Source organism: Streptomyces sp. BoleA5 (assembly GCF_000373665.1).
Taxonomy (GTDB): Bacteria; Actinomycetota; Actinomycetes; order Streptomycetales; family Streptomycetaceae; genus Actinacidiphila.
Map to the genome: position 1 here is coordinate 70,378 of NZ_KB892115.1, position 26,236 is coordinate 96,613.

The following is a 26,236-nucleotide window of genomic DNA, read 5'->3' on the forward strand; positions in this document are numbered from 1 at the left end:
GCAACAACGGAATCACTTGTTGGGGCGAGCCTACTCTGTCAGGATCGTCCACCAATCCAAGCTTTGGCCACGCCGCCGAGCGGAGTGCTAGGAGAAGACGATGGACCTCAGCGCGAACGGCGGGTTCGATGTGCGGGAGCGTTTCGCCGAGGGGGCCCAGTACGTCGGCGGAACCCTGCGCGGCGGCACCTCCGGCCGGCCGCACTCCGTCGTCGACCCGGCCACCGGGGAGAGCGTGTACTCCTACGAACTGGCAGGCACCGCCGACGTGGACGACGCCGTCGCCGCCGCCGCGCGGGCACTGCCCGGCTGGGCCGGTGCCACGCCCGGTGAGCGCTCCGACGCCATGCACCGCTTCGCCGCCGTCCTCTCCGGGCGGACGGCCGAGTTCGCGTACGCCGAGTCGCTGCAGTGCGGCAAGCCGCTGCGGCTGACCACGGAGTTCGACGTCCCGGGCACGGTCGACAACACCGCCTTCTTCGCGGGCGCCGCACGCCATCTGGAGGGCAGGGCGGCGGGGGAGTACTCGGGTGACCACACCTCCTATGTGCGGCGCGAGCCGGTCGGCGTCGTGGGCTCCATCGCGCCGTGGAACTACCCGCTGCAGATGGCGGCCTGGAAGGTCCTGCCGGCGATCGCCGCGGGCAACACCATCGTGCTCAAGCCGGCCGAGCTGACCCCGCTGACCTCGCTGATGTTCGCCCAGGCGGCGACCGAGGCGGGCATCCCCGCGGGCGTGGTCAACGTCGTCACCGGCGCGGGGAAGGAGGCGGGGGAACACCTGGTGGGGCACCCGGACGTCGCGATGACCTCCTTCACCGGCTCCACCGCGGTCGGCAGGCGTGTCGCGGAGATCGCCACCGCCACCGTCAAGCGGCTCCACCTGGAACTCGGCGGCAAGGCGCCCTTCGTCGTCTTCGACGACGCCGACCTGGAGGCGGCCGTCCACGGCGCGGTCGCCGGCGCCCTGATCAACACCGGCCAGGACTGCACCGCCGCCACCCGCGCCTATGTGCAGCGCCCCCTCTACGACGCCTTCGTCGCCGGTGTCGCCGACCTCTTCTCGGGCATCCGGGTGGGCGACCCCTTCGACGCGAAGACCGACCTCGGGCCTCTCATCTCGCACACCCAGCGCGACCGCGTCGCCGGCTTCGTGGAGCGCGCCCGCTCCTACGCCACGGTCGTCACCGGCGGCGAGGCCCCCGCCTCGCCCGGGGCGTTCTACCGGCCCACGCTGGTGACCGGCGCCGCGCAGGACAGCGAGATCGTCCAGTCGGAGATCTTCGGGCCGGTACTGGTCGTGCTGCCGTTCGACAGCGATGATGAGGGCCTGGCCCTGGCCAACGACACGCCGTACGGCCTGGCCGCGTCCGCATGGACCCGTGACGTCTTCCGCGCGGGCCGTGCCACCCGTGAGATCAAGGCGGGGTGCGTCTGGGTCAACGACCACATCCCGATCATCAGCGAGATGCCGCACGGGGGGTACAAGGCCTCCGGGTACGGCAAGGACATGTCGGCGTACTCCCTGGAGGAGTACACGCAGGTCAAGCACGTGATGTACGACAACACCGCGGTCGCCAGGAAGAGCTGGCACCGCACGATCTTCGGCGACCGCTGATCCCGGCCGCCCGCCCCTCCGGGACCGCCCCCACCGGCCCGACAGTCCGTCCGTCCCACGCACGACCGCCCCTGGAGGCTGCACCGCAATGGAGATGTTCGAGGGCCTGTCCGAGCCCGTACGCAAAGCGTGGGAACGCAGCCTGACCAGCGGGAGGGCCTCCCTGAGCCGGCGCCGGGTGCTCGGCGCCGGTCTCGGCGTCGCGGGCGCCGGGGCACTGTCCGCCTGCGGCATCCCCGCCGCCACCAACAACCAGGGCGGCGTCAGGAGCGACGACCTGTCCGACAAGGACAAGTCGCTGGTCTTCTCGAACTGGCAGCTCTACATCGACATGAGCGACGACGAGAAGCACATGCCGACCCTGGAGGCCTTCGAGAAGAAGACCGGGATCAAGGTCAAGTACAGCGACGACATCACCGACAACGTCGAGTTCTTCGCCAAGATCAAACCGCAGCTCGCCGCCGGTCAGTCGACCGGCCGCGACCTGGTCGTCCTCACCGACTGGATGGCCGCCCGGATGATCCGCCTGGGCTGGGCCCAGCCGCTGGACCCCACCTACCTGCCGCACGCCTTCACCAACCTGGAGCAACGTTTCCGCAACCCCGACTGGGACCCCGGACGCGCCCACTCCTACCCCTGGCAGGGCATCGCCACCGTCATCGCCTACAACGAGAAGGCCACCAAGGGGAAGAAGGTCGGCAGCGTCTCCCAGCTGCTGGACGACCCCGACCTCAAGGGCCGCGTCGCCATGCTCAGCGAGATGCGCGACACCATAGGCATGACCCTGCTCGACATGGGCAAGCAGCCGGAGTCCTTCACCGCGGACGACTTCGACGCGGCCGTGGCCCGGGTCCAGAAGGCCGTGGACGGCAAGCAGATCCGCCAGTTCACCGGCAACGAGTACACCGACGGCCTCGCCTCGGGGAACATCGCCGCCTGCGTCGCCTGGGCCGGCGACCTGGTCCAGCTCCAGGCCGACAACCCCGAGATCAAGTTCGTGATCCCGTCCGCCGGCTACATCTACTCCACGGACAACATGCTCGTCCCCGCGGGCTCCAAGCACCGCAAGAACGCCGAGCGCCTCATGGACTGGTACTACCAGCCCGCGATCGCCGCCGAGCTCGCGGCATGGGTCAACTACATCACGCCCTGCACGGGCGTCTACGAGGAACTCCTCAAGATCGACGAGGACGTGGCCAACAACCCGCTGATCATTCCCAATGCGGAGATGAAGGCGAAGGCCCATCCCTTCCGGTCGCTCTCCTCCAAGGAGGAGACCGCCTTCGAGGACAAGTTCGCCAAGCTCATCGGCGCCTGACCGGCCACCGCAGTTAGGGATCTGACGACATGACCCAGCAGACCGCACCGCTCGCCGACGAGCCGGCCGGAGCCAGGAACCCCGCCTCCGCGGGAGGCGCCGTGACCCTCACCGGCCTCGGCAAGCAATACGGCGACTTCACCGCCGTCCACCCACTCGACCTGACCATCCCCGAGGGCTCCTTCTTCGCTCTCCTGGGCGCCTCCGGCTGCGGCAAGACCACCACGCTGCGCATGATCGCGGGCCTGGAGGACCCCAGCGGCGGCACCGTCCGCATCGGCGACCAGGACGTCACCGGCCTGCCGCCGTACAAGCGCCCGGTCAACACCGTCTTCCAGAACTACGCGCTCTTCCCGCACCTCGACATCTACGAGAACGTCGCCTTCGGCCTGCGCCGCCGCGGCGTCAAGTCCGTCAAGGGCCAGGCCGAGGAGATGCTCGACCTCGTAGAGCTGGGCCACCTCGCCCGCCGCAAGCCGCACCAGCTCTCCGGCGGCCAGCAGCAGCGCGTCGCCGTCGCCCGCGCCCTGATCAACCACCCCAAGGTGCTCCTCCTCGACGAACCGCTGGGCGCCCTGGACCTGAAGCTGCGGCGCCAGATGCAGCTGGAGCTCAAGCGCATCCAGACCGAGGTCGGCATCACCTTCGTGCACGTCACGCACGACCAGGAGGAGGCCATGACCATGGCCGACACCATCGCCGTGATGAACGCGGGCCGCATCGAGCAACTCGGTGCGCCCACCGACCTGTACGAGAACCCGCGGACGACCTTCGTCGCCAACTTCCTCGGCCAGTCGAACCTCATCGAGGCCGAGGTCGCCGGCACCAGCGGCGACGACCTGCTGCTCAGCGTCGGTGACGGCCGCCTGGCGATGCCCACCGCGCGGTGCGTCCCCTCGGTGCAGGCGGGCGACAAGCTCCTCGCCGGCGTGCGCCCGGAGAAGATATCCATCGTCCACGCCGACGACGCGGCCGAGGTCCCCGAGGGCCGCAACAAGATCACCGGGCGGATCGTCGACGCCAGCTTCATCGGCGTCTCCACCCAGTACGTCGTCAACAGCCCCTGGTGCCCGGAGCTCGCCGTCTTCGCGCAGAACGTGGAGCGCGACGGCCGCCTCGTCCCCGGCGCCGAGGTGGTGCTGCACTGGAGCCCCGCGCACACCTTCGGTCTCGACGCCGCACAGGACATCGAGGCCGGGGAGGTCGACGCGTAATGGCCGCCCTCTCCACCGCCCCCGCCGGGGCACCGGCCGAGGTCCCGCCGGTACCGCCCGGCGCCGCCGCCCGGCGGCGCAGACTCGTCCCGTACTGGCTGCTGCTGCCCGGCATCCTGTGGCTGCTGGTCTTCTTCGCGGCCCCCATGGTCTACCAGGCCTCGACCTCGGTGCAGACCGGCTCCCTGGAGACCGGCTACCAGGTCACCTGGCACTTCGCGACCTACTGGGACGCGTTCAGGGAGTACGACGTCTTCTACCTGCGGTCGCTGATCTACGCCGGCATCGCCACCGTGCTCTGCCTGGCGATCGGCTACCCGCTGGCGTACACCATCGCCTTCAAGGCGGGCCGCTGGCGCAACGTGCTGCTGGTCATGGTGATCGCGCCGTTCTTCACCAGCTTCCTGATCCGCACCCTGGCCTGGAAGACGATCCTCGCCGACGACGGCTACGTCGTGACCGTGCTGGACAAGCTGCACATCCTCAACGTCACCGCGTCCCTCGGCATCACCGCCGACGACCGCGTGCTCGCCACCCCGCTGGCGGTGGTGTGCGGTCTGACGTACAACTTCCTGCCCTTCATGATCCTGCCGCTCTACAGCTCGCTGGAGCGCATCGACCCGCGGCTGCACGAGGCGGCGGGCGACCTGTACGCCCGGCCCTTCACCACCTTCCGCAAGGTGACCTTCCCGATCTCGCTGCCCGGCGTCGTGGCCGGCACGCTGCTCACCTTCATCCCCGCCTCCGGCGACTACATCAACGCCGAGCTTCTGGGCAGCCCCAGCGAGCAGATGATCGGCAACGTCATCCAGTCCAAGTTCCTGACGGTGCTCGACTACCCGACCGCCGCCGCACTGTCCTTCATGCTCATGGCCGCGATCCTGGTGATCGTGTCCGTCTACATCCGCAAGGCCGGGACGGAGGAACTGGTCTGATGCCCGTGCTCAACTGGGTGCGACGGCACCTCGTCGTCTTCGCCGGCGTGGCCGCCCTCGCCTACATGACGATCCCCAACGTGATCGTCCTGATCTTCTCCTTCAACCAGCCCAAGGGCCGCTTCAACTACTCCTGGAACCACTTCTCGCTCGACGCGTGGGCCAACCCCTGCGGTGTCGGAGACATGTGCGACTCGGTGTCGCTGTCCCTGGAGATCGCCGTGCTCGCCACCCTCGGCGCCACGATCCTCGGCACCATGGTCGCCTTCGCGCTCGGCCGCTACCGCTTCCGCGGCCGCGGCCCGGTGACCGGGCTGATCTGGCTGCCGATGGCGATGCCCGAGATCGTCATGGGCGCCTCCCTCGGCACCCTGTTCCTCAACATGCGCATCCAGTTCGGCTTCTGGACCATCCTCATCGCGCACATCATGTTCTGCCTCAGCTTCGTGGTGACGGCGGTCAAGGCGCGCGTGATGAGCATGGACCCGCGACTGGAGCAGGCGGCCCAGGACCTCTACGCCACCCCGTGGTCGACGTTCTGGCGGATCACCTTCCCGATCGCCGCGCCCGGCATCGCGGCGGGCGCGCTGCTGAGCTTCGCGATCTCCATCGACGACTTCATCATCACGCAGTTCAACGCCGGCCCGGCGACCGTGACCTTCCCGATGTTCGTCTGGGGCGCCGCCCAGAAGGGCCTGCCCGTCCAGGTGAACGTCATCGGCACGCTGATGTTCGTCGCGGCGGTGCTGTGCGTCGTCGTCGGGCAGCTGCTCAGCCGCCGCAGGAAAGCCCATAGTTGATCCGCCGACCGCATCCGCAAAGGTGTGAGACCCCATGGACCCAGCCCGTTCGCTCGCCGACGCGCAGCCGACACCGTTCTGGCTGGAGGACCCCGGCAGGCCGCGGGCCGGTTCCGCCCTCGTGGGCGACGAGCACTGCGACCTGCTGGTGGTCGGCGGCGGCTACACCGGGCTGTGGACCGCGCTGCTGGCCAAGGAGCGCGACCCGCGCCGCGACGTCGTCCTGATCGAGGGCAGGGAGGTGGGCTGGGCGGCGTCCGGCCGCAACGGCGGCTTCTGCGCCGCCAGCCTCACCCACGGGCTCGCCAACGGGCTCGCCCGCTGGCCCGAGGAGTTCGGGCGGCTGGAGGAGCTGGGCAACCGCAACCTCGACGGGATCGAGGAGACGGTGGCCCGCCACTCCATCGACTGCGACTTCGAACGCTCCGGCGAGATCGACGTCGCCACCGAGCCCTACCAGCTCGACGATCTGCGGGCGTCCGCCGAGGAGGCCGGCCGGCACGGCGTCGAACTGGAGCTGCTCGACCGCGATCAGGTCCGCGCCGAGGTCGACTCGCCGACCTTCGTCGGCGGCCTGTGGGACCGCAGGGGCGTCGCCATGCTGCACCCGGCCAAGCTCGCCTGGGGACTGCGGCGGGCCTGCGAGGAGCTGGGCGTACGCGTCTACGAGCACACCCGCGCCACCCACCTCGCCCGCAACGGCTCCGGCATGGCCGTGCGCACCCCGTACGGACGCGTCTTCGCCCGGCACGTCGCGCTCGGCACCAACGTCTTCCCCTCACTGGTGCGCCGGGTGCGTCCCTACATCGTCCCCGTGTACGACTACGCGCTGGTGACCGAGCCGCTGACGCCGCAGCAGCTCGGCGCTATCGGCTGGAAGAACCGCCAGGGACTCGGCGACAGCGCCAACCAGTTCCACTACTTCCGGCTCACCGCCGACAACCGCGTCCTGTGGGGCGGCTACGACGCCGTCTACCCGTACGGCGGCCGCCTGGACGCCTCCCGCGACGAGCGACCGGAGACCTATCTCAAGCTCGCCGGGCACTTCTTCCGCTGCTTCCCGCAGCTGGAGGGCGTGCGCTTCACCCACTCATGGGGCGGTGCGATCGACACCTGCTCGCGCTTCTCCGCCTTCTACGGCACGGCCCACGACGGGAAGGTCGCGTACGCCGCCGGTTACACCGGCCTCGGTGTCGGCGCCACCCGCTTCGGCGCCGACGTCATGCTCGACCTGCTCTCCGGCGAGCGCACCGAGCGCACCGAGCTGCGGATGGTGCGCACCAAGCCGCTGCCCTTCCCGCCCGAGCCCCTGGCGTGGGCGGGGATCGGCCTCACCAAGTGGTCCATGGACCGCGCCGACCGCAACGCCGGGCGGCGCAACCTGTGGCTCAAGGCGATGGACCGGCTCGGCCTCGGCTTCGACAGCTGACCGGGCCCCGGCCGCCGCGGCCGACCTGTGGTCCGGATCACCCCATCGGGCGTGGTGAAACCCGCGTAATGATCCGTCACCGGCCTCCTCTCTCCACGTGACAGCACGGCAGCGCACACACGGAACGGAGGAACCGGCATGGTGGGCACAGACGCGCGGGGCGCGGTCGAATGGCTGGTTTCCGTGTCACCCGACCCCGACGCCACCCGGTGGGAATGGGAGCGACACCCCCTCGGGGTGACGCTCCTGCCCGCCGGGAGGCTGTGGGACGTCCTCATCCTCACCGGCGAACTGGGCTACCCGACGCTCGACGTCCTCACGCGTCTCGTCGACCGCCCGGGCCCGGTCCTGACCGACTTCGGCGACTCCCGCATGGGCTACTTCGTGCCTCCCGGCACCGCCGCCCGCTGGATCGGCACCGGCGTCCGCACGGCGGGGCCCGGCACCTGGATCGTGGTCCCCTATCCCGGCCGCGCCACGGGCGGCGTCCGCTGGCTCGTACCGCCGGACGGCACCGGCAACCTCACCGACCCCGGCGTCCTGGAACTGGCCATGCACGAGGCGGCGGCCCATCTGGCCGGACGGCGCGGACGTGATCCGGGCGAGTGACCCCGCGACCGGGGGCCCGCCGGCCGTACGCCCCCGTGCGCGACACTGGTGCCATGATCCCGACGGAGCACGGCCGGCACCGGAGCGGCCGCGGATACCCGGGCGCGCCACGGCGCGCCACCGTTCCGGCGCCCCCGGCCGCGGGGGGCTGACATGGCCCTCGCACCCGGCCTCGCGCACCTCGTCGAGACCGCCCTGCCCGTCTGCGGGCGCCACGGCCTCGCCGTGGCGGGCGGCCTCGCGCTGATCGCGCACGGCTTCGAACGCCGCCCGTCCCGCCACCTCGACCTGGTCACCTTCAGCTCCACCCCGGTCGGCGACATCGGCGCCGCACTCGCCGCCGCGTACACCGGGGCCGGTTACGAGGTCGCCCCGCTGCCCGGCACGCCGCTCGCCGCCCACCTCGGGGTCACCGCGCCGGGCGAGGCCGGCCGCACCGTCCACGTCGCCAAGCAGCCGCTCACCCGACCCCCGGTCCCCGTCGGACTCGGCCTGTCCGCGCCCGTGCCGGTGGTGGCCCTGGAGGACTGCGCCGCGCTGAAGGTGGCCGCCGTCGCCGACCGCGCCGCGGTGCGCGACCTGGTCGACGTGCACGCCCTGACCGCCTGGTTCACGCCGGGGGAGCTGCTCACGATGGCCGTCCACCTCGACGAGGACCTCCAGCCGCGCCTGCTCGCCGACCGCCTCGACAAGCTCGTCGAGGCCGACGACGCGGCGTACGCGGCGCTGGGACTCGGCGGCACGGCCGTCGCCGCCGTCAAACGCTGGGCCTTCGACTGGGCGCAGGACATCCGCCTGGACCTCATGGAGGGCATGGAGCACCCCGACGAGCTGTACGACCTGTAAAGCTCCCGGCCCCGGCGCCGACACCTTGGTGCTTGAGGGCGCCCCGCCCGCCGACGACACTGGCAGGAGACGAGGAGAGGAAGGTCCGCCGTGACCGACAAGCACATCACGCACTGGATCGCCGGGCAGTCGTGGACCGGCACCACGGAGCGGCACGGGGACGTGTACGACCCCGCCACCGGGTCCGTGACCGGGCGGGTGGACTTCGCGTCGATCGCCGAGGTCGACCAGGCCGTCGGCGCGGCCGCCGCCGCGTTCAAGGAGTGGCGCCACGCCTCGGTCGCCAAGCGCACCACGGTGCTCTTCGCCTTCCGCGAGCTGCTCAACGCCAAGCGCGAGGAGCTGGCCGCGATCATCGTCTCCGAGCACGGCAAGGTGCACTCGGACGCGCTCGGCGAGATCGCCCGCGGCCTGGAGGTCGTCGAGTACGCCTGCGGCATCCCGCAGCTGATCAAGGGCGGCTTCACCGAGCAGGCCTCGACCGGCATCGACGTCTACTCGATCCGCCAGCCGCTCGGCCCGGTCGCGATCATCTCGCCCTTCAACTTCCCGGCCATGGTGCCGATGTGGTTCTTCCCCATCGCCATCGCCGCGGGCAACACCGTCGTCGTCAAGCCCTCGGAGAAGGACCCGTCCGCCGCCAACTTCCTCGCGGAGCTGTGGAGGCAGGCCGGGCTTCCGGACGGCGTCTTCAATGTCGTGCACGGTGACAAGGTCGCGGTCGACCGGCTCCTGGAGCACCCGGACGTCAAGTCCGTCTCCTTCGTCGGCTCCACCCCGATCGCGCGCTACGTCTACGAGACCGGCACCCGCTACGGCAAGCGCGTACAGGCACTGGGCGGCGCCAAGAACCACATGCTGGTGCTGCCGGACGCGGACCTGGACCTCGCCGCGGACGCCGCCGTCAACGCCGGGTTCGGCGCGGCGGGCGAGCGCTGCATGGCCGTGTCCGTCCTCGTCGTGGTCGACCCGGTCGGCGACACCCTGGTCGAGAAGATCAAGGAGCGGATGGCCGGTCTCACGGTCGGCCCCGGCTGCAGCGCCGCCTCCGAGATGGGCCCGCTGGTCACGGGCGCCCACCGCGACAAGGTGACCTCCTACCTCGACGCGGGTCTCGCCGACGGCGCGACCCTCGCCGTGGACGGCCGTACCCACGCCGTCACCGGCGAGGACACCGAGGAGGGCTTCTGGCTCGGCCCGACCCTCTTCGACGACGTCAAGCCCGGCATGTCCGTCTACAACGACGAGATCTTCGGCCCGGTCCTGTCCGTCGTCCGCGTGGGCTCGTACGACGAGGGCCTGGAGCTGATCAACTCCAACCCGTACGGCAACGGCACCGCCATCTTCACCAACGACGGCGGCGCCGCCCGCCGCTTCCAGCACGACGTCGAGGTCGGCATGGTCGGCATCAACGTGCCGATCCCGGTGCCGGTGGCCTACTACTCCTTCGGCGGCTGGAAGGCCTCGCTGTTCGGCGACACGCACGCCTACGGCCCGGACGGCGTCCACTTCTTCACCCGCGGCAAGGCCGTCACCCAGCGGTGGCTCGACCCGAGCCACGGCGGTATCAACCTCGGTTTCCCGACCAACAACTGACCGCCAGGGCGGCGCCCGCGAGCAGGGCGCCGCACAGCAGCCAGCTCCCCACGACGTCGAGCGGCCAGTGATAGCCGCACAGGACGAGGGCGACTCCCACCGCGCCATTGAGCAGCACGGCGGCCGCGACCAGCAGCCGCCGTGCCGCCGCGCGTACCAGCCAGGGCAGCAGCAGGAGCACGGCGCCGCCGTACGCGGCGGCCGCCGTGGCAGCGTGGCCGGAGGGGTAGAGCCCGGGATAGCCGGGGGAGAGCGTCAGCGAACCCGGGCCGGCCCGGCCGATCAGCGGCTTCACCAGGGCGACCAGCAGCGGCGCGGCGACCATCACGAGGGCGTACGCCGACGCCGGCAGCCAGGGGCGGGGCAGCCCGTACCGGCGGGCACGCCAGGTGGTGCAGACCATCGCAAGCAGCAGCACGGGCACGGCGACCTGCCAGTTGCCCAGATCGGCGAGGAACCGGGCCGCGGCGGAGCGGTCTGCGGGGTGGGGGGACGATCCCGCAAGGGCGGCGCGCACCGGCCCGTCCAGAGCCAGCAGGCGCCCTCGTATTGCCTCCTGCCAGGTCAGCAGTCCGAAGAGCGCCGTGCACACCACGGCCACCAGAGAAGTTGGCCGCCCCGGAACAGGGGGGAGAGTTCCGGGGCGGCCAGAACGATCGCCGTACCGCCCGCCCCGGGGGGTTTGGGGCAAGCGGCCGACCGATCGGCGAGGATTGCCGGAGCCTTCGGCTTCGGCGCTGTGCGCGAGGGCACTGCTGTACCGGTGATGGGGATTCACCGGCAAAGTGTCGCCCGCGGACTTCCGCAGACGGGGTGTTTCTTCCAACTGTGGAAACCGTACGTCACCGGGAGCCCGCCGGGCAGGGGTTGCACCCTCCCGCCATCAGGCCCGCACACCTTCTTCACGCTCTGTGTCGCACACACTCGGTCACGGGCGAAGTACCTGGTCACAGCCGCGCGAGCGCGCCCTCGATGATGTCCAGGCCCTCGTTCAGCAGGTCCTCGCCGATGACCAGCGGCGGCAGGAAGCGCAGCACGTTGCCGTACGTGCCACAGGTCAGGACCACCAGGCCCTCCGCGTGGCAGGCCTTGGCCACGGCGGCCGTGGCGGCCGCGTTCGGGGTCTTGCTCCCCGGCTCCACCAGCTCGATCGCGATCATGGCGCCGCGACCGCGGACCTCACCGATGATCTCGAACTTCTCCTGCATGCCCCGCAGCCGGCCGAGCATGATCTCGCCGATGCGGCGCGCCTTGGCGTTGAGGTCCTGCTCCTTCATCGTCTCGATGGCACCGAGCGCACCGGCGCACGCCACCGGGTTGCCGCCGTAGGTGCCGCCGAGGCCGCCGGAGTGCGCGGCGTCCATGATCTCGGCGCGGCCGGTCACCGCGGCCAGCGGCAGACCGCCGGCGATGCCCTTGGCGGTGGTGATCAGGTCCGGGACGATGCCCTCGTCCTCGCAGGCGAACCACTGGCCGGTGCGGCAGAAGCCGGTCTGGATCTCGTCCGCGACGAAGACGATGCCGTTCTCCCGCGCGAACTCCGCCAGCTTCGGCAGGAAGCCCTTGGCCGGCTCGATGAAGCCGCCCTCGCCCTGGATCGGCTCGATCACGATCGCGGCCACGTTCTCGGCCCCGACCTGCTTGGTGATCATGTCGATCGCCTGGGCCGCCGCCTCCTGCGCGCAGTTCTCCGGACCGGTCAGCCAGCGGTAGGGGTAGGCCAGCGGCATGCGGTAGACCTCGGGCGCGAACGGGCCGAACGAGTGCTTGTACGGCATGTTCTTCGCCGTCAGCGCCATCGTGAGGTTGGTGCGGCCGTGGTAGCCGTGGTCGAAGACGACCACGGCCTGGCGCTTGGTGTACGCGCGGGCGATCTTCACCGCGTTCTCGACGGCCTCGGCACCGGAGTTGAACAGCGCGGTGCGCTTCTCGTGGTCGCCCGGGGTCAGCTCGTTGAGGGCCTCGGCGACCTCCACGTACCCCTCGTACGGCGTCACCATGAAGCAGGTGTGGGTGAAGTCGGCCAGCTGCGCCGACGCGCGGCGCACCACGGCCTCGGCGCTGTTGCCGACCGAGGTCACCGCGATGCCCGAACCGAAGTCGATCAGGGAGTTGCCGTCCACGTCCTGCAGCACGCCGCCACCGGCGCGGGTGACGAAGACGGGCAGGGTCACGCCGACACCGCTCGGGACCGCCGCCGTCTTGCGCGCCAGCAGCTCCTGCGACTTGGGGCCGGGGATCGGGGTGACGAGTCGACGCTCCTGGGCCAGATCGGTCATGGCGGACGTACTCCTTCGAACCGTGGTCTTTTCTCGCAGGCTAAGCCCGTACGGCGGAGCCTCGCACACTCCGATAGGGCGCACTGCGGAACGCCTCTTCGACGTGGCGGACATGAGCGTGCCAAGATCCTTCAGACTGCGGTGGCCGCTCGACTACATTGAGTGCGGACCTGCGAGGGGTGGCACACGAGATGGAACGCGACGGTACGCACGAGAAGCCCGCGGCGCCTCCGCCCGGAGGCCCCGGCCCGCAACCGGGCACACCGCCGGTACCCGGTGCCCGGCCGATGCCGGGTGCCCCGCCCGCGCACCCGGGACCGCCCCCCGTGCCCGGTGCCCGGCCCGGCCCCGCCGATCCCGGCCGCGGCGAGCGGGACGCCCGGCGCGAGGCAGCCCCCGCCGCCTTCGCCGCGCCCCCACCGCCCCCCGGACCCCCGCCGCAGCAGGGGACCCGTCCCGGCGCCGGCACCTGGCACGCCCCCGCGGGGTCCGTGCCGTCCGGGGCGCCCGACAGCTCCGGCCTCCTCGCCTGGCTCCGCGCCCCGCGCCCCGCCGCCGCCCCCGGCGTGTGGCGCCTCGGCCACCGCCCCCGCCCCGCCGCCGACCCGGACGCCGTGCCGGGCCGCCAGCTCGTCGCCGGCGCCCTGATCTCCTTCCTCGGCGGCTGGCTGCTGTGGTCCCTGCTGTGGAACGGCTACCTCGGCAGCTACTGGCTCTGGCCACTGCTCGCCCTGACCCCCGAATCGTGGCGGCAGGCCGGCGGCAACCAGACCGCCTACCTGTGGGCCTCGTACCTCTACTACGCGCTCATCGGCGGCGCCCTGCTGGTCTTCTTCGCCCGCGTCGGCCGCTGGGCCGAGCTGTGGCGCCGCTGGATCACCGCGCCGCTCCGGCGCGCCCGCGAGGAGGAGCGGACGGCCGCGGGCCGCGAACCCGCCGACCCCGCCCAGGATCCGGCCGCCTTCCCCGCGCTCCGCCTGGGCGGCGCCGCCGACGCCGCGGACCGGCTCGCCGAGGACGCCCGCGCCGGGCTGATGAACGACGTCGACTTCACCCGCCTCTCCCGCGCCTGGCAGTCCGTACGCTCCGAACCCGGCCGGCTGACCGCCTTCACCGACACCGTCCTGCGGTACGGGGCCGCCGCCTGCGCCCACCCGTCCGGCGCCCGCGACCTGCCCGCCCGCACCGCCCGGCACGACCTGCTCGCCGGACAGGTGCGGATCGGCGCCGCCCCCGACGACGAACGCAACCCCCGCACCCACCGTGGCGCCGGCTACGCCCTCGACCCGTCCGTCCTCGGCACGTCCCTGCTGGCGGTCGGGCCGCCCGGCTCCGGCAAGACCGTGCGCTTCGTGCGGCCCGCGCTGGAACTCATGTGCCTGCAGGCACTCGCCGGGCGGGCGGCCGTCGTCGTGGTCGGCACCGACGGGGCACGGCTCGCGCCGGACGAGTCCTTCGACGTCGTCGTCAAGATCGGCCAGCCCGACTCCGCGTACGACCTCGACCTCTACGGCGGCACCGCCGACCCCGACGAGGCCGCGGGCTTCCTCGCCGAGGCCCTCGTGGGCGACCTCACCGCGGCGCTGCCCGGCGGCGACAGCCGGCGCGCCGCCACCGCCCTCGCCCAGCTCCTCGGGCCCTTCCACGCCGCCCACGGCCGCTTCCCCTCCGTCCCCGAACTGCGCGAACTCCTCGACGGCACCCCCTCCGCACTGGCCGCGCTCCGCTCCGCCCTGCAGGCCCGCGGTGCGGCCGCCCAGGGACAGCTGCGCGAACTCGACGCGCGGGAACGGCAGTCCGCCCGGCCCGGTGACGCGGGCCCCCTGCTCGCCGACCGCATCGCGCTGCTCGACCGGCCCGCGTTCGCCGGGTTCTTCGACACCACCGGCGGCAGCCACCCGTTCTCGCTGCGGGGTCTGGAACACCCGCTGCGGGTCCGCATCGACCTCCCGGAACGGGGCCACGCCGAGGTCTCCCGGATGCTGGCGCGGCTCGTCCTCGCCCAGTTCGCGGAGTGCGCTGCGGCCCGCCGGGACCGCTCCCTGTTCGCCTGCCTCGTCCTCGACGACGCCTCCCACACCGTGACCGCCGAATCCGTGCGCGGCCTGCAGCGCATGCGCTCCGCCAACGCCGGCGCGGTGCTCACGCTGCGCACGCTGGACGACGTCCCCGAGGCGCTCCGGGGTGCCCTGCTGGGCGCCGTCGGCTGCCGGGCGGCCCTCGCCGGGGTCACCGCCTGGGACGGCGCCCGGTTCGCGGAGGTGTGGGGCAAGGAGTGGGTGGACGTCCAGGACGTGACGAACCGTCAGATCATCGCGGACGAGCCGCTCACGCGGGTGCTGCACACGGTGCGGCGCCTGGTGACGGGCAAGGCGGTCACGGCGGAGTCGGTGACGGTGCGCCGGGTCGAGCGCGAGCGGTGGTCCGCGTCCGACCTCGCGCACGCGGTCCCCGCTGGGCACGCCGTCGTCTCCCTCACGGCGGTGGACGGGGAGCATGCGGCGCCGGTGCTTGTGGATTTGCGCGCGTAATCCTTGTGCGCGGCCGGTTGTCGTGTGCGGGTTGTCTGCGCCTGCGGCGGGAGAGAGACCCCAACCGCAACCACGACGCACCCGCACACGAAGACGGCCCGGCACCGCAGGTATACGGTGAGGCAGAATCGGATGTGAACGCACTCCGAGATGGAGAAAAAGCCCGTGCCGCCCACGCTCGCCTCGCTGCTGCGGAACCCCGCCCTGAAGCTGGCCGTCCTCGCCGGAGGCGACCGCCTGGAGGAGGCCGCCGTTCGCTGGGTGCACACGAGCGAGCTGGACGACCCCGCCCCGTACCTGGAGGGCGGCGAACTGCTGCTCACGACGGGCCTCAAGCTGGACATGGGCTCGCCCGAGGCACTCGGCCAGTACGTGGCGCGCCTGGCCGGCGCCGGTGTCGTGGGCCTGGGGTTCGGCGTGGGGGTGAGCCACGACGCCGTGCCGCAGGCGCTCGTGGACGCCGCGGCCGCGCACCGGCTGCCGTTGCTGGAAGTGCCGCACAGGACCCCGTTCATCGCGATCAGCAAGGCCGTCTCCGCCGAGATCGCCGCAGAGCGGTACAAGGCGGTGACCGCGGGGTTCGAGGCGCAGCGGGAGCTGACCCGGGCGGCGCTCGCGCCGGACGGGACGACGGCGCTGCTGTCGCGGCTCGCGGCGCACCTGAAGGGCTGGGCGGCGCTGTACGACGCGTCGGGCGCCGTGGTGGCCGCGGCGCCGGAGTGGGCGGGGCGGCGGGCCGCGCGGCTCGCCGGCGAGGTCGAGCGGCTGCGCGGCAGGCCCGCCCCGGCCAGCGCGGCGGTCGCGGGCCCGGCCGGCACGGAGGACCGCGTCGAACTGCAGTCGCTGGGCACCGGCCGGCGCCCCCGCGGGTTCCTCGCGGTCGGCACGGAGGAGCGGCCCGACACCTCCGCCCGGTACCTCGTGCACGCCGCCGTCGCGCTGCTGACGCTGTCGCTGGAGCAGTCCCGCGCGCTGCAGGACACGCAGCAGCGCCTGGGCGCCGCACTGCTGCGGATGCTGCTGGCCGGCGAGCCCGAGCACGCCCGCACCGTGGCCGGCCGGCTGTACGGCGGGCTGTTCGACGCCCCCGTGCGCGTCCTGGTCGCGGAACGCGCGGAGGCGGCCGAGGCCGCGGGGGACGCGGTGGGGCTGCTGGCCGAACGGGTGGAGACGGCCGGGATGCGGTCCGCGGAGCCCGTGCTGGCGGTCCGGGAGGAGGACCGTCTGACGGTGCTCGCGGCCGCCGGCGGCGAGGTGATGCCGGCCTGTGTGGCGGCTGTGGACGGGAGCGACGACCTGGTGGCGGGGCTGTCCGCCGCGGTGGGTGCCGCGGGGGTCCCGGGCGCGCACGAGCAGGCCGAGCGCGCGCTGGCGGTCGCCCGGCGGCGTGGCCGCAGTCTGGTCGAGCACGATGAGGTCGGTTCCGGCTCGGTGCTGCCGCTGCTGGGTGACGACGCCGTACGGGCGTTCTCCGACGGCCTGTTGCGGCCGCTGCGCGAGCACGACGCCACTGCCCGGGGTGACCTGGTCGCGTCGCTCCGGGCGTGGCTGTCCCGGCATGGGCAGTGGGACGCCGCCGCGGCGGACCTGGGGGTCCACCGGCACACACTGCGCTACCGGATGCGGCGCGTGGAGGAGATCCTGGGGCGCTCGCTGGACGACCCGGACGTCCGCATGGAGCTGTGGCTGGCCCTGAAATCCGGCGGCTGAGCGGGGCCTGCCAAAACGTCGCATCGGGTGAGGTGCTTTCTACGCGCTGGACAAGACCGGCCGGCTGTCGCCCGCCCTACCGTGGTCCGCATGAGCACCCCCACCGCCTTCTGGCTCGCCGGCCGCCCCGCCACCGGCGAGGACACCTTCGATGTCGTGAACCCGTACGACGGCAGCGTCGTGGCCTCCGTCGGCGTGCCGACCCCCGCCCAGGTGGAGGAGGCGGTCGCCGCGGCGAAGTCCGTCGAGGCGGAGTTCGCCGCGACCCCCGCCCACGTGCGGGCCGCGGCCCTGGACCACGTGTCGAAGCGGCTGGCCGAGCGCACGGAGGAGATCGCCCGGCTGATCACCGCGGAGAACGGCAAGCCGGTCAAGTGGGCCCGCGGGGAGGTCGGCCGTGCCGTGTCCGTCTTCCGCTGGGCGGCGGAGGAGGCGCGCCGCTTCAACAGCGGCGAGGCCCAGCGCCTGGACACCGACGCGGGAGGCACGGGCCGTCTCGCGCTGACCCGGCGCTTCCCGCGCGGCACCGTGCTCGGCATCGCGCCGTTCAACTTCCCGCTGAACCTGGTGGCCCACAAGGTGGCCCCGGCGATCGCGGTCGGCACCCCGATCATCCTCAAGCCGGCCCCGGCGACCCCGCTGTCCGCGCTGCTCCTCGGCGAGATCCTGGCCGAGACCGACCTGCCGGCCGGTTCGTGGAGCGTGCTCACCGTCCCGAACGACCGTATGCCCGCCCTGGTCCGGGACGAGCGGCTGCCGGTCATCTCGTTCACCGGCTCCGACCGGGTCGGGTACCAGATCATGGACTCGGTGCCGCGCAAGCACATCGCCCTGGAACTGGGCGGCAACGCCGCCGCCGTCGTCCTGGCCGACTGGTCCTCCGAGGAGGACCTGGAGTGGGCGGCGAACCGTATCGCCACCTTCTCCAACTACCAGGGCGGCCAGTCCTGCATCTCCGTCCAGCGGGTCGTCGCCGACGCGTCCGTGTACGACCGGCTGGTGGAGAAGGTCGTCGCCAAGGTCCGCACCCAGGTCACCGGCGACCCCTCGGACGACGCCACCGACGTCGGGCCGCTCGTCGACGAGAAGGCCGCCGAGCGCGTGGAGTCGTGGGTCGAGGACGCGCTGGGCAAGGGCGCCAAGCTGCTCACCGGCGGCCGGCGCGACGGCGCCGCCTACGAGCCGACCGTGCTCGCCGACCTTCCGGCGGACGCGATCATCGCCACCGAGGAGGTCTTCGGCCCCGTTCTGTCCCTGCACAAGGTCGACGGCCCCGACGAGGCCTTCGCGGTCGTCAACGACTCCCGGTTCGGCCTGCAGTGCGGTGTGTTCACCCACGACCTGCAGACCGCCTTCCGTGCCCACCGGGAGCTGGAGGTCGGCGGCGTCGTCATCGGCGACGCGCCCTCCTACCGCGCCGACCAGATGCCCTACGGCGGCGTCAAGGACTCCGGAGTGGGCCGCGAGGGAGTCAAGTACGCCATGGAGGACTACACCTACGAGCGGGTCATGGTCCTGACCGGTCTCGCCCTGTAGCCACCACGGCAGGAGGAGCCACCCCTTCCAGCGGCCGGGGCGCATGTGCGGTGCGTCCCGGCCGCGCTGTGCGCGCTGTCGGCATGCGCACGTAAAGTGTCGCTCTCACGCACGGCGCCGGGGAGGCGCCAGGGAGGGGAAACGCAAGGTGGCAACGTATGCGGTGGTCTGCACGGCGGAGGCCGGGGCGACCGCGGAGGCCGTGGCCGGGGGACCGGTCGGCGGATGGGTCGCCGGAGGCGACGGCGGTACCGGAGTGCTCTTCGACGCGCCGGTGACCGAGGGTGAGGGCATCGGTATCGCTGACGTGGTGCCGGCCGGCCGCGAGCTGGCCCGCCGGCTGGACGCGCCGGCCCTGGTGCTGGTGGCGACCCCGCAGGTCGCGTACGCGGTGTTCGTGCGCCCGGACGGCGAGGGCAGCCAGAGCATGGTGTGGGCAGCGGACTGGGAGCCGCCCACCGATCCCAAGGAGTACGCGGAGCACCGCGCCCAGTGGGACGCCCTGGCCGCACGCTGCGCGCAGTGGTTCGGGCGCCCCGAGGCGGGCGCCGCCCTCGCGGAGGTCCGCAACGACCCGCGCCCCGGCGAGGCCAAGCCGGGCACGGACGAACTGCTGCGCCGGGTGTGCGCGGCCCTCGGCGTCCCGGCCGCGACGGTCGGTGCCTCCTCCCTCACCTCCCCTGACGGCGTGGCCGACGACGGGGTGCCGCAGGGCGCGGTGCGCGTCGAGGCCGCGCCGCCTTCCGGAAGCGGGTCCGCCCCCGCCGGCGGCTCCACGTTCCGTGCCGTGCGCGCCCTGGTGCTGCTCGCGGGCTTCTACCTGCTGGGCGTGGTGCTGCTCGCGGTGCTGGCCGGGATCGACGTCCTGGTCGCCTCCTGGGGCGTGGGCGGACTCACCGGCAAGGTCGTCATCGTCACCGCCGTCCTCGCCATCCCCATCGTCCGCGGCATGTTCATGCTGCGCCGCCCGCAGGACGACGGCCCCTCCGGCGTCCCCGTCACGGAGGCGCAGCAGCCCGAGCTGTGGGCGGCCGTCCGCGACCTGGCCGCGCGCTACGGCACCCGCGCGCCGGACGAGATCGTCCTCGTCGGCGAGGTCAACGCCGCCGTCTCCGAGAAGTCCCACCTCCTCGGCCTGGTCGGCGGCCGCCGCCGCATGTACATCGGCGTGCCGCTGCTCGCCGGGCTGACCGAGCGCCAGCTGCACGCCGTCCTCACCCACGAGTTGGGCCACTACGGCAACAGCGACACACGGCTGTCCGCGATCACCCTGCGCGGCCAGGAGCGGATGCTGCGCACCATCGCCCACTTCGAGGAGCGCGCCGCCCGGACCCGGGGCCGCGAGCAGGCACGCCAGGAGGAGCGGGCCGCGAAGGCACTGGCCAAGGGCCGCAAGGCCAAGGAGGTCGACGCCTCGGGCGCCGGCATCACCTACCGCGCCATGGCGGCCATCTACACCGCCTACGCCAGGTTCTACCTCCGCGCCTCGCACAGCGTCGGCCGCGCCCAGGAGCTCGCCGCGGACCAGGCCGCCGTACGGCTCGCCGGGCGGGACGCCACCGCCTCCGCGCTGCGCGAGATCCCGGTCCTGGACGCCGCCTTCGACCACTACATGCGGCAGTACGCCGCCTTCGGGGCCCCGGCCCGGCTGCTGCCGCCCGCCGGACAGGTCTACGGCGGCCTGCCCCGCTTCCTGTCCGACCCCGAGCGCCGCGCGGAGCTGGACCGGCTGCGCTCCCGTCTGCCGCGCGAGCAGCGCTCCCCGTACGACTCCCACCCCCCGATCGCCGAGCGCGTCCGCCTCGTCGAGGCGGCGCCCGCCGACGAGCCGGGCACCGTGCCCGCCGGGCAGGACCGGCCTGCCCTGGAGCTGCTGCACGACCGGGACCAGGTGCTGATCGCCCTGGAGATGGCCACCCTCAGCCCCGAGAGCCAGGCGTTCACCCGAGTGGAGTGGAGCGCCCTGGCGGATCCTGCGGTGCGTCTGCTGCTCGCCGAGAACGCCGCGCCGCTGCGTTCCGCGCTGTCGGCCGCGGGCGCCGAGCCGACGGTGACCGCCCTGCTCGACGCCGCCGACGAGGGCCGCCTCCCGGCGGTGGCGCAGGGACTGCCCGAGGGCGCGCTGCACGCGGGCACCGCCGCCCTCGCCGGTCTCGCCCTCGCCGAATCCGGCGCCGCGCACTGGGAACTGACATGGGATCAGGGAGTGCGGCTGGTGCTTGCCGACGGCACCGACGAGGCGGAGTTCGGCTCCGCGGTCGACGCCCTCGCCGACCCCGTCGCCGAGGGCGGCTCCGCCCCGGACACCACGCCGCTGCGCAAGCTGCTCGCGTCGGCCTGAAACACCGTCGGAAGGTCGCCGGCACTCCGCGCCCCGTGCGCGAGGGCTGGTGACCATGCCGGAACCGGGGTACTAACGAACAAGTAGCACCGGTCGGTAACCGACGCGAGGTGACGCCCCCATGTCCGCAGCATCCGCCCGCCCCACCGTTTCCGAACGCGAAGCGCGCCAGGTCGCAGAGGCCGCCCGCGAACAGGAATGGCGAAAGCCGAGCTTCGCCAAGGAACTGTTCCTGGGCCGCTTCCGGCTCGACCTGATCCATCCCCACCCCACACCGTCGACCGAGCAGGTCCAGCGCGGCGAGGAATTCCTCGCCAAGCTCCGCGACTTCGTCGAGACGAAGGTGGACGGGGGCCTGATCGAGCGTGAGGCGAGGATCCCCGACGAGGTCATCACCGGGCTGAAGGAGCTCGGCGCCCTCGGAATGAAGATCGACCCCAAGTACGGCGGCCTCGGCCTCACCCAGGTGTACTACAACAAGGCGCTGGCCCTCGTCGGCTCCGCCAGCCCCGCCATCGGCGTGCTGCTCTCCGCGCACCAGTCGATCGGCGTGCCCCAGCCGCTGAAGATGTTCGGCACTCCGGAGCAGAAGGAGCGGTTCCTGCCGCGCTGCGCCCGCACCGACATCTCGGCCTTCCTGCTCACCGAGCCCGACGTGGGGTCCGACCCCGCGCGCCTGGCGACCACGGCCGTCCCCGACGGGGACTCCTACGTCCTGGACGGCGTGAAGCTGTGGACCACCAACGGCGTCGTCGCCGACCTGCTGGTCGTCATGGCGCGGGTGCCGAAGAGCGAGGGCCACAAGGGCGGCATCACCGCCTTCGTCGTCGAGGCGGGCTCCGAGGGCATCACCGTCGAGAACCGCAACTCCTTCATGGGGCTGCGCGGCATCGAGAACGGCGTCACCCGCTTCCACCAGGTGCGGGTCCCAGCCGAGAACCGCATCGGCCCCGAGGGCTCCGGGCTGAAGATCGCCCTCACCACCCTCAACACCGGCCGCCTGTCACTGCCCGCGTCCTGCGTGGCGGCCGGCAAGTGGTGCCTGAAGATCGCCCGCGAGTGGTCGGCCGCCCGGGAGCAGTGGGGCAGGCCTGTCGCCCGCCACGAGGCCGTCGGCGCGAAGATCTCCTTCATCGCGGCGACCACCTTCGCGCTCGAAGCCGTCATGGAGCTGTCCAGCCAGATGGCCGACGAGGACCGCAACGACATCCGCATCGAGGGCGCGCTGGCCAAGCTCATCGCGTCCGAGATGGGCTGGACGATGGCCGACGAACTGGTCCAGATCCGCGGCGGCCGCGGCTTCGAGACCGCCGACTCCCTCGCTGCCCGCGGCGAACGGGGCGTCCCGGCCGAGCAGTTGCTGCGCGACCTGCGGATCAACCGGATCTTCGAAGGCTCCACGGAGATCATGCACCTGCTGATCGCCCGGGAGGCCGTCGACGCCCACCTGTCGGTCGCCGGGGACCTGATCGACCCCGACAAGGCGCTCGGCGACAAGGCCAGGGCCGGCATGAAGGCGGGCGGCTTCTACGCCCGCTGGCTGCCGAAGCTGGTGGCCGGCCCCGGCCACATCCCCGGTGCCTACTCCTCCTTCCACCCGGCGGGCCACCCCGACCTCGCCGCCCACCTGCGCTACGTCGAGCGCAACGCCCGCAAGCTCGCCCGCTCCACCTTCTACGCCATGTCGCGCTGGCAGGGCCGGATGGAGACCAAGCAGGGCTTCCTGGGCCGCGTCGTCGACATCGGCGCCGAACTGTTCGCCATGAGCGCCAGCTGCGTCCGCGCCGAGATGCTCCGCACCAGGGGCGAGAACGGACGCGAGGCCTACCAGCTCGCCGACGCCTTCTGCCGCCAGTCGCGGATCCGTGTCGAGGAGCTGTTCGGCCGTCTGTGGACCAACACCGACGCCATCGACCGCAAGGTCGTCGACGGGGTCCTTGGCGGCGCCTACACCTGGCTCGAGTCCGGCATCGTCGACCCCTCCAGCGACGGTCCGTGGATCGCCGACACCACCCCGGGCGCCTCCGGCAAGGAGAACGTCCACCGGCCGATCCGCTGACCGGACGGGGAACGCGCCCCCGGCGCGCGGGGCACCGCCTTCGCGGAGGCGGTGCCCCCGCCGTGTCGGCGACCGGACACAATGGGGGGATGACGGACTCTCTCGCCGACCCCCACCTGCGGCTGCCCGGACCGGACGCGGCCGGCGGCGCCCACGACGGCCCCCATGACGGCCCCCGCGACATCGTCGTGCTGGGCTCGACCGGATCGATCGGCACCCAGGCCATCGACGTCGTCCTGCGCAACCCCGACCGCTTCCGGGTGGTGGCCCTGTCCGCCGCGGGCGGCCGGGTCGGGCTCCTCGCCGACCAGGCGCTGCAGCTCGGCGTCCGGGCGGTCGCCGTCGCGGACGAGAACGCGGAGGGACCGCTGCGGGAGGCGCTGGCCGAGCGCTACGGCACCGAGCCCCTGCCCGAGATCCTCGTCGGACCCGACGCCGCCACCGAGCTGGCCGGCCGTCCGTGCCACTCCGTCCTCAACGGCATCACCGGCTCGATCGGGCTGCGCCCGACGCTGGCCGCCCTGGAGGCGGGGCGGGTCCTGATCCTCGCCAACAAGGAGTCGCTGATCGTCGGCGGCCCCCTGGTGAAGGCCGTGGCCAAGCCGGGCCAGATCGTGCCCGTCGACTCCGAGCACTCCGCGCTCTTCCAGGCCCTCATGGGCGGCTCCCGTGCCGAGGTCCGCAAGCTCGTCGTGACCGCCTCAGGCGGCCCCTTCCGCGGCCGGGGCAAGGAGGAGCTGGCCGGGGTCACCCCGGAGCAGGCGCTGGCCCACCCCACCTGGGACATGGGCCCGGTGGTGACGATCAACTCGGCCACCCTGGTGAACAAGGGCCTGGAGGTCATCGAGGCCCACCTGCTCTTCGACATCCCCTTCGACCGCATTGAGGTCGTCGTCCACCCTCAGTCGTATATCCACTCGATGGTGGAATTCACGGATGGCTCCACGCTGGCCCAGGTCAGCCCGCCCGACATGCGGATGCCGATCTCGCTGGGCCTCGGCTGGCCCGAGCGGGTGCCCGACGCCGCGCCCGGGTGCGACTGGACCAAGGCGGCCACGTGGACCTTCTTCCCGCTCGACGACGAGGCGTTCCCGGCGGTGGCGCTCGCGCGCCGCGTCGGTAGCCTCGGGGGTACCGCCCCCGCGGTGTTCAACGCGGCCAACGAGGAGTGCGTGGCCGCGTTCCTCGCGGGCACGCTGCCCTTCACGGGCATCGTGGACACCGTCGCACGGGTGGTCGAGGAGCACGGAACTCCCGCCGAGGGAACCTCCCTCACCGTGGAGGACGTCCTCGAGGCGGAGAACTGGGCGCGGGCCCGCGCCCGGGAACTGGCTGCGGAACAGGCGACGACGGAGGCAGCACACGTATGACAGGACTCATGTGGGGTCTGGGGATCGCGGTCTTCGTGGTCGGGCTTCTGGCCTCCATCGCCTGGCACGAACTCGGCCACCTCTCCACGGCCAAACTCTTCAAGATCCGCGTGCCGCAGTACATGGTCGGCTTCGGGCCGACCATCTGGTCCCGCCACAAGGGGGAGACCGAGTACGGCGTCAAGGCGATTCCGCTGGGCGGCTACATCCGCATGATCGGGATGTTCCCGCCCGGAGACGACGGCCGGATCGCCGCCCGTTCCACCTCGCCGTTCCGCGGCATGATCGAGGACGCCCGCTCCGCGGCGTACGAGGAGCTCAAGCCCGGCGACGAGACCCGGATGTTCTACACGCGCAAGCCCTGGAAGCGCGTGATCGTCATGTTCGCCGGCCCGTTCATGAACCTGATCCTGGCCTTCGGCCTCTTCCTGGCGCTCTTCATGGGCTTCGGCATCCCCACCCAGACGACGACGGTGGGCTCGGTATCGGACTGTGTCATCCCCGCGTCCGACACCCAGGCCCTCAAGGCCAAGGACCCCTGCACCCGCGGCGACTACCCGGCCGCTCCCGCCAAGGCGGCCGGTCTACGGCAGCGCGACCGGATCGTGGCCTTCAACGGAGTGAAGGTCGACGACAGCCAGTGGACGGTGCTGCAGCAGGAGATCCGCAAGACCATCGGCCCCGCCACGATCACCGTCGTGCGCGACGGCAAGACCGTCGACCTGCACGCGAACCTGATCCCCAACAAGGTCGTCAAGACCGACGGGCACGGGGGCATCGTCAAGGACCAGTACGTCCAGGCCGGGTTCCTCGGCTTCACGCCCGCGGACGGCGTGGTGACGTACGGTTTCGGGCAGTCCATCGACCACATGGGCACCACCGCCGAGGAGAGTGTCCGGTCCCTCGCGGCGCTCCCCGGCAAGATCCCCGACCTGTGGAACGCAGTCTTCAGCGGCGCCGAGCGGCAGCCCGACTCCCCGGTCGGCATGATCGGTGCGGCGCGTCTCGGCGGCGACATCTTCTCGCTGCCGCTGCCGGCCACGCAGAAGGTCGCCACGATGGTGAACCTGCTCGCCATGATCAACATGGCCCTCTTCCTGTTCAACATGCTCCCGCTGCTGCCGCTCGACGGCGGGCACATCGCGGGCGCCCTGTGGGAGTCCGTCCGCCGGAAGTTCGCCAAGGTCTTCCGCCGTGCCGATCCGGGCCCCTTCGACGTGGCGAAGCTGATGCCGGTCGCCTACGTCGTCGCGGGCATCTTCATCTGCTTCACGGCACTGGTCATGGCCGCGGATCTCATCAATCCGGTGCGTTTGACCTAGGCGCGATGTCGGAGGCGTGGGTGGGGTGACGTAGTCTCGTTCAACGGAGCCCGCCCACGCCGCCGGGACCTCGATCCGCGTACTTTGGGGATGCCACGCACATGACCGCGATTTCGCTCGGGATGCCGTCCGTGCCGATCAAGCTCGCAGACCGCCGCAAGAGCCGCCAGATCCAGGTCGGGTCGGTCGCGGTCGGCGGCGACGCCCCGGTCTCCGTCCAGTCCATGACCACCACCGTCACGGCCGACATCGGCGCCACGCTGCAGCAGATCGCCGAGCTCACCGCGTCCGGCTGCCAGATCGTCCGTGTGGCCTGTCCCTCGCAGGACGACGCCGACGCCCTCGCCACCATCGCGAGGAAGTCGCAGATCCCGGTGATCGCGGACATCCACTTCCAGCCGAAGTACGTGTTCGCGGCGATCGACGCGGGCTGTGCGGCGGTGCGGGTGAACCCGGGCAACATCCGGCAGTTCGACGACAAGGTGAAGGAGATCGCCAGGGCGGCCTCCGACGCCGGCACCCCGATCCGGATCGGGGTGAACGCCGGGTCGCTGGACAAGCGGCTGCTGGAGAAGTACGGCANGGCCACGCCCGAGGCGCTGGTNGAGTCGGCGCTGTGGGAGTGCTCGCTGTTCGAGGAGCACGGCTTCCGGGACATCAAGATCTCGGTGAAGCACAACGACCCGGTGGTGATGGTCAACGCGTACCGGCTGCTGGCGGCGC

The 26,236-nt window shown here is 72.2% G+C and carries 19 protein-coding genes; 17 read left to right on the forward strand and 2 right to left on the reverse strand.

Going from position 1 to position 26,236, the window contains the following annotated elements; all coding sequences use genetic code 11:
• The first annotated feature begins 100 nt into the window (after positions 1 to 100).
• The 9 genes from B085_RS0127085 to B085_RS0127125 all read left to right on the forward strand — a co-directional run bounded on the left by B085_RS0127085 (position 101) and on the right by B085_RS0127125 (position 10,365).
• Positions 101 to 1,618: a gamma-aminobutyraldehyde dehydrogenase gene (locus tag B085_RS0127085; RefSeq protein WP_018561750.1), complete on the forward strand. Its 1,518-nt coding sequence runs from the start codon at positions 101 to 103 to the stop codon at positions 1,616 to 1,618.
• Between the two features lie 88 nt (positions 1,619 to 1,706).
• Entirely contained in the window at positions 1,707 to 2,936 is a 1,230-nt protein-coding gene (locus B085_RS0127090) for a polyamine ABC transporter substrate-binding protein (protein WP_018561751.1), read from the forward strand.
• Between the two features lie 29 nt (positions 2,937 to 2,965).
• Positions 2,966 to 4,150 carry an ABC transporter ATP-binding protein gene (locus B085_RS0127095; RefSeq protein WP_018561752.1) on the forward strand — a complete coding sequence of 395 codons (1,185 nt, stop codon included), beginning with the start codon at positions 2,966 to 2,968 and terminating at the stop codon, positions 4,148 to 4,150.
• Positions 4,150 to 5,085: an ABC transporter permease gene (locus tag B085_RS0127100; RefSeq protein ID WP_018561753.1), complete on the forward strand. Its 936-nt coding sequence runs from the start codon at positions 4,150 to 4,152 to the stop codon at positions 5,083 to 5,085. The genes B085_RS0127095 and B085_RS0127100 overlap by 1 nt, the downstream gene beginning before the upstream one ends.
• Complete coding sequence (locus B085_RS0127105) at positions 5,085 to 5,885, forward strand: ABC transporter permease (protein ID WP_018561754.1); 801 nt, start codon at positions 5,085 to 5,087, stop codon at positions 5,883 to 5,885. The genes B085_RS0127100 and B085_RS0127105 overlap by 1 nt, the downstream gene beginning before the upstream one ends.
• Positions 5,886 to 5,919: 34 nt before the next feature.
• Positions 5,920 to 7,314, forward strand: coding sequence for an NAD(P)/FAD-dependent oxidoreductase (locus B085_RS0127110; RefSeq protein WP_018561755.1), 1,395 nt, complete (start codon positions 5,920 to 5,922; stop codon positions 7,312 to 7,314).
• 138 nt (positions 7,315 to 7,452) lie between these two features.
• The gene (locus B085_RS0127115; protein WP_018561756.1) at positions 7,453 to 7,923 is read left to right on the forward strand and encodes a hypothetical protein; all 471 of its coding nucleotides are present in this window, start codon (positions 7,453 to 7,455) and stop codon (positions 7,921 to 7,923) included.
• A 153-nt stretch (positions 7,924 to 8,076) separates the two neighbouring features.
• Positions 8,077 to 8,769 carry a nucleotidyl transferase AbiEii/AbiGii toxin family protein gene (locus B085_RS0127120; RefSeq protein ID WP_018561757.1) on the forward strand — a complete coding sequence of 231 codons (693 nt, stop codon included), beginning with the start codon at positions 8,077 to 8,079 and terminating at the stop codon, positions 8,767 to 8,769.
• 90 nt (positions 8,770 to 8,859) lie between these two features.
• On the forward strand, positions 8,860 to 10,365 hold the full coding sequence (locus tag B085_RS0127125; protein ID WP_018561758.1) for a CoA-acylating methylmalonate-semialdehyde dehydrogenase: 1,506 nt from the start codon (positions 8,860 to 8,862) through the stop codon (positions 10,363 to 10,365).
• Here the strand turns inward: B085_RS0127125 and B085_RS43910 are convergent.
• Positions 10,337 to 10,966 carry a phosphatase PAP2 family protein gene (locus B085_RS43910; protein ID WP_234018663.1) on the reverse strand — a complete coding sequence of 210 codons (630 nt, stop codon included), beginning with the start codon at positions 10,964 to 10,966 and terminating at the stop codon, positions 10,337 to 10,339. The genes B085_RS0127125 and B085_RS43910 overlap by 29 nt on opposite strands.
• 346 nt (positions 10,967 to 11,312) lie before the next feature.
• Positions 11,313 to 12,644, reverse strand: a complete 1,332-nt coding sequence (gene gabT / locus B085_RS0127135; RefSeq protein WP_018561760.1) for a 4-aminobutyrate--2-oxoglutarate transaminase — start codon at positions 12,642 to 12,644, stop codon at positions 11,313 to 11,315.
• A gap of 287 nt (positions 12,645 to 12,931) precedes the next feature.
• Here gabT and B085_RS0127140 point away from each other — a divergent pair, with 287 nt between their 5' ends.
• The 8 genes from B085_RS0127140 to B085_RS0127175 all read left to right on the forward strand — a co-directional run.
• Complete coding sequence (locus tag B085_RS0127140) at positions 12,932 to 15,175, forward strand: ATP-binding protein (RefSeq protein ID WP_420706628.1); 2,244 nt, start codon at positions 12,932 to 12,934, stop codon at positions 15,173 to 15,175.
• A 165-nt stretch (positions 15,176 to 15,340) separates the two neighbouring features.
• Positions 15,341 to 16,885: a PucR family transcriptional regulator gene (locus B085_RS0127145; RefSeq protein ID WP_018561762.1), complete on the forward strand. Its 1,545-nt coding sequence runs from the start codon at positions 15,341 to 15,343 to the stop codon at positions 16,883 to 16,885.
• Between the two features lie 90 nt (positions 16,886 to 16,975).
• Positions 16,976 to 18,421 carry an aldehyde dehydrogenase family protein gene (locus B085_RS0127150; protein ID WP_018561763.1) on the forward strand — a complete coding sequence of 482 codons (1,446 nt, stop codon included), beginning with the start codon at positions 16,976 to 16,978 and terminating at the stop codon, positions 18,419 to 18,421.
• A 148-nt stretch (positions 18,422 to 18,569) separates the two neighbouring features.
• The gene (locus tag B085_RS0127155) at positions 18,570 to 20,762 is read left to right on the forward strand and encodes a M48 family metalloprotease (RefSeq protein ID WP_234018664.1); all 2,193 of its coding nucleotides are present in this window, start codon (positions 18,570 to 18,572) and stop codon (positions 20,760 to 20,762) included.
• Positions 20,763 to 20,883: 121 nt separating this feature from the next.
• Complete coding sequence (locus B085_RS0127160; RefSeq protein ID WP_018561765.1) at positions 20,884 to 22,821, forward strand: acyl-CoA dehydrogenase family protein; 1,938 nt, start codon at positions 20,884 to 20,886, stop codon at positions 22,819 to 22,821.
• Between the two features lie 89 nt (positions 22,822 to 22,910).
• Entirely contained in the window at positions 22,911 to 24,191 is a 1,281-nt protein-coding gene (gene dxr / locus B085_RS0127165; RefSeq protein WP_018561766.1) for a 1-deoxy-D-xylulose-5-phosphate reductoisomerase, read from the forward strand.
• On the forward strand, positions 24,188 to 25,513 hold the full coding sequence (locus B085_RS0127170; protein ID WP_026251488.1) for a M50 family metallopeptidase: 1,326 nt from the start codon (positions 24,188 to 24,190) through the stop codon (positions 25,511 to 25,513). Before dxr ends, B085_RS0127170 begins: the two co-directional genes overlap by 4 nt.
• A gap of 101 nt (positions 25,514 to 25,614) precedes the next feature.
• Positions 25,615 to 26,236 (forward strand): flavodoxin-dependent (E)-4-hydroxy-3-methylbut-2-enyl-diphosphate synthase (locus B085_RS0127175; protein ID WP_018561768.1); only part of this gene is annotated, 622 nt, incomplete at its 3' end.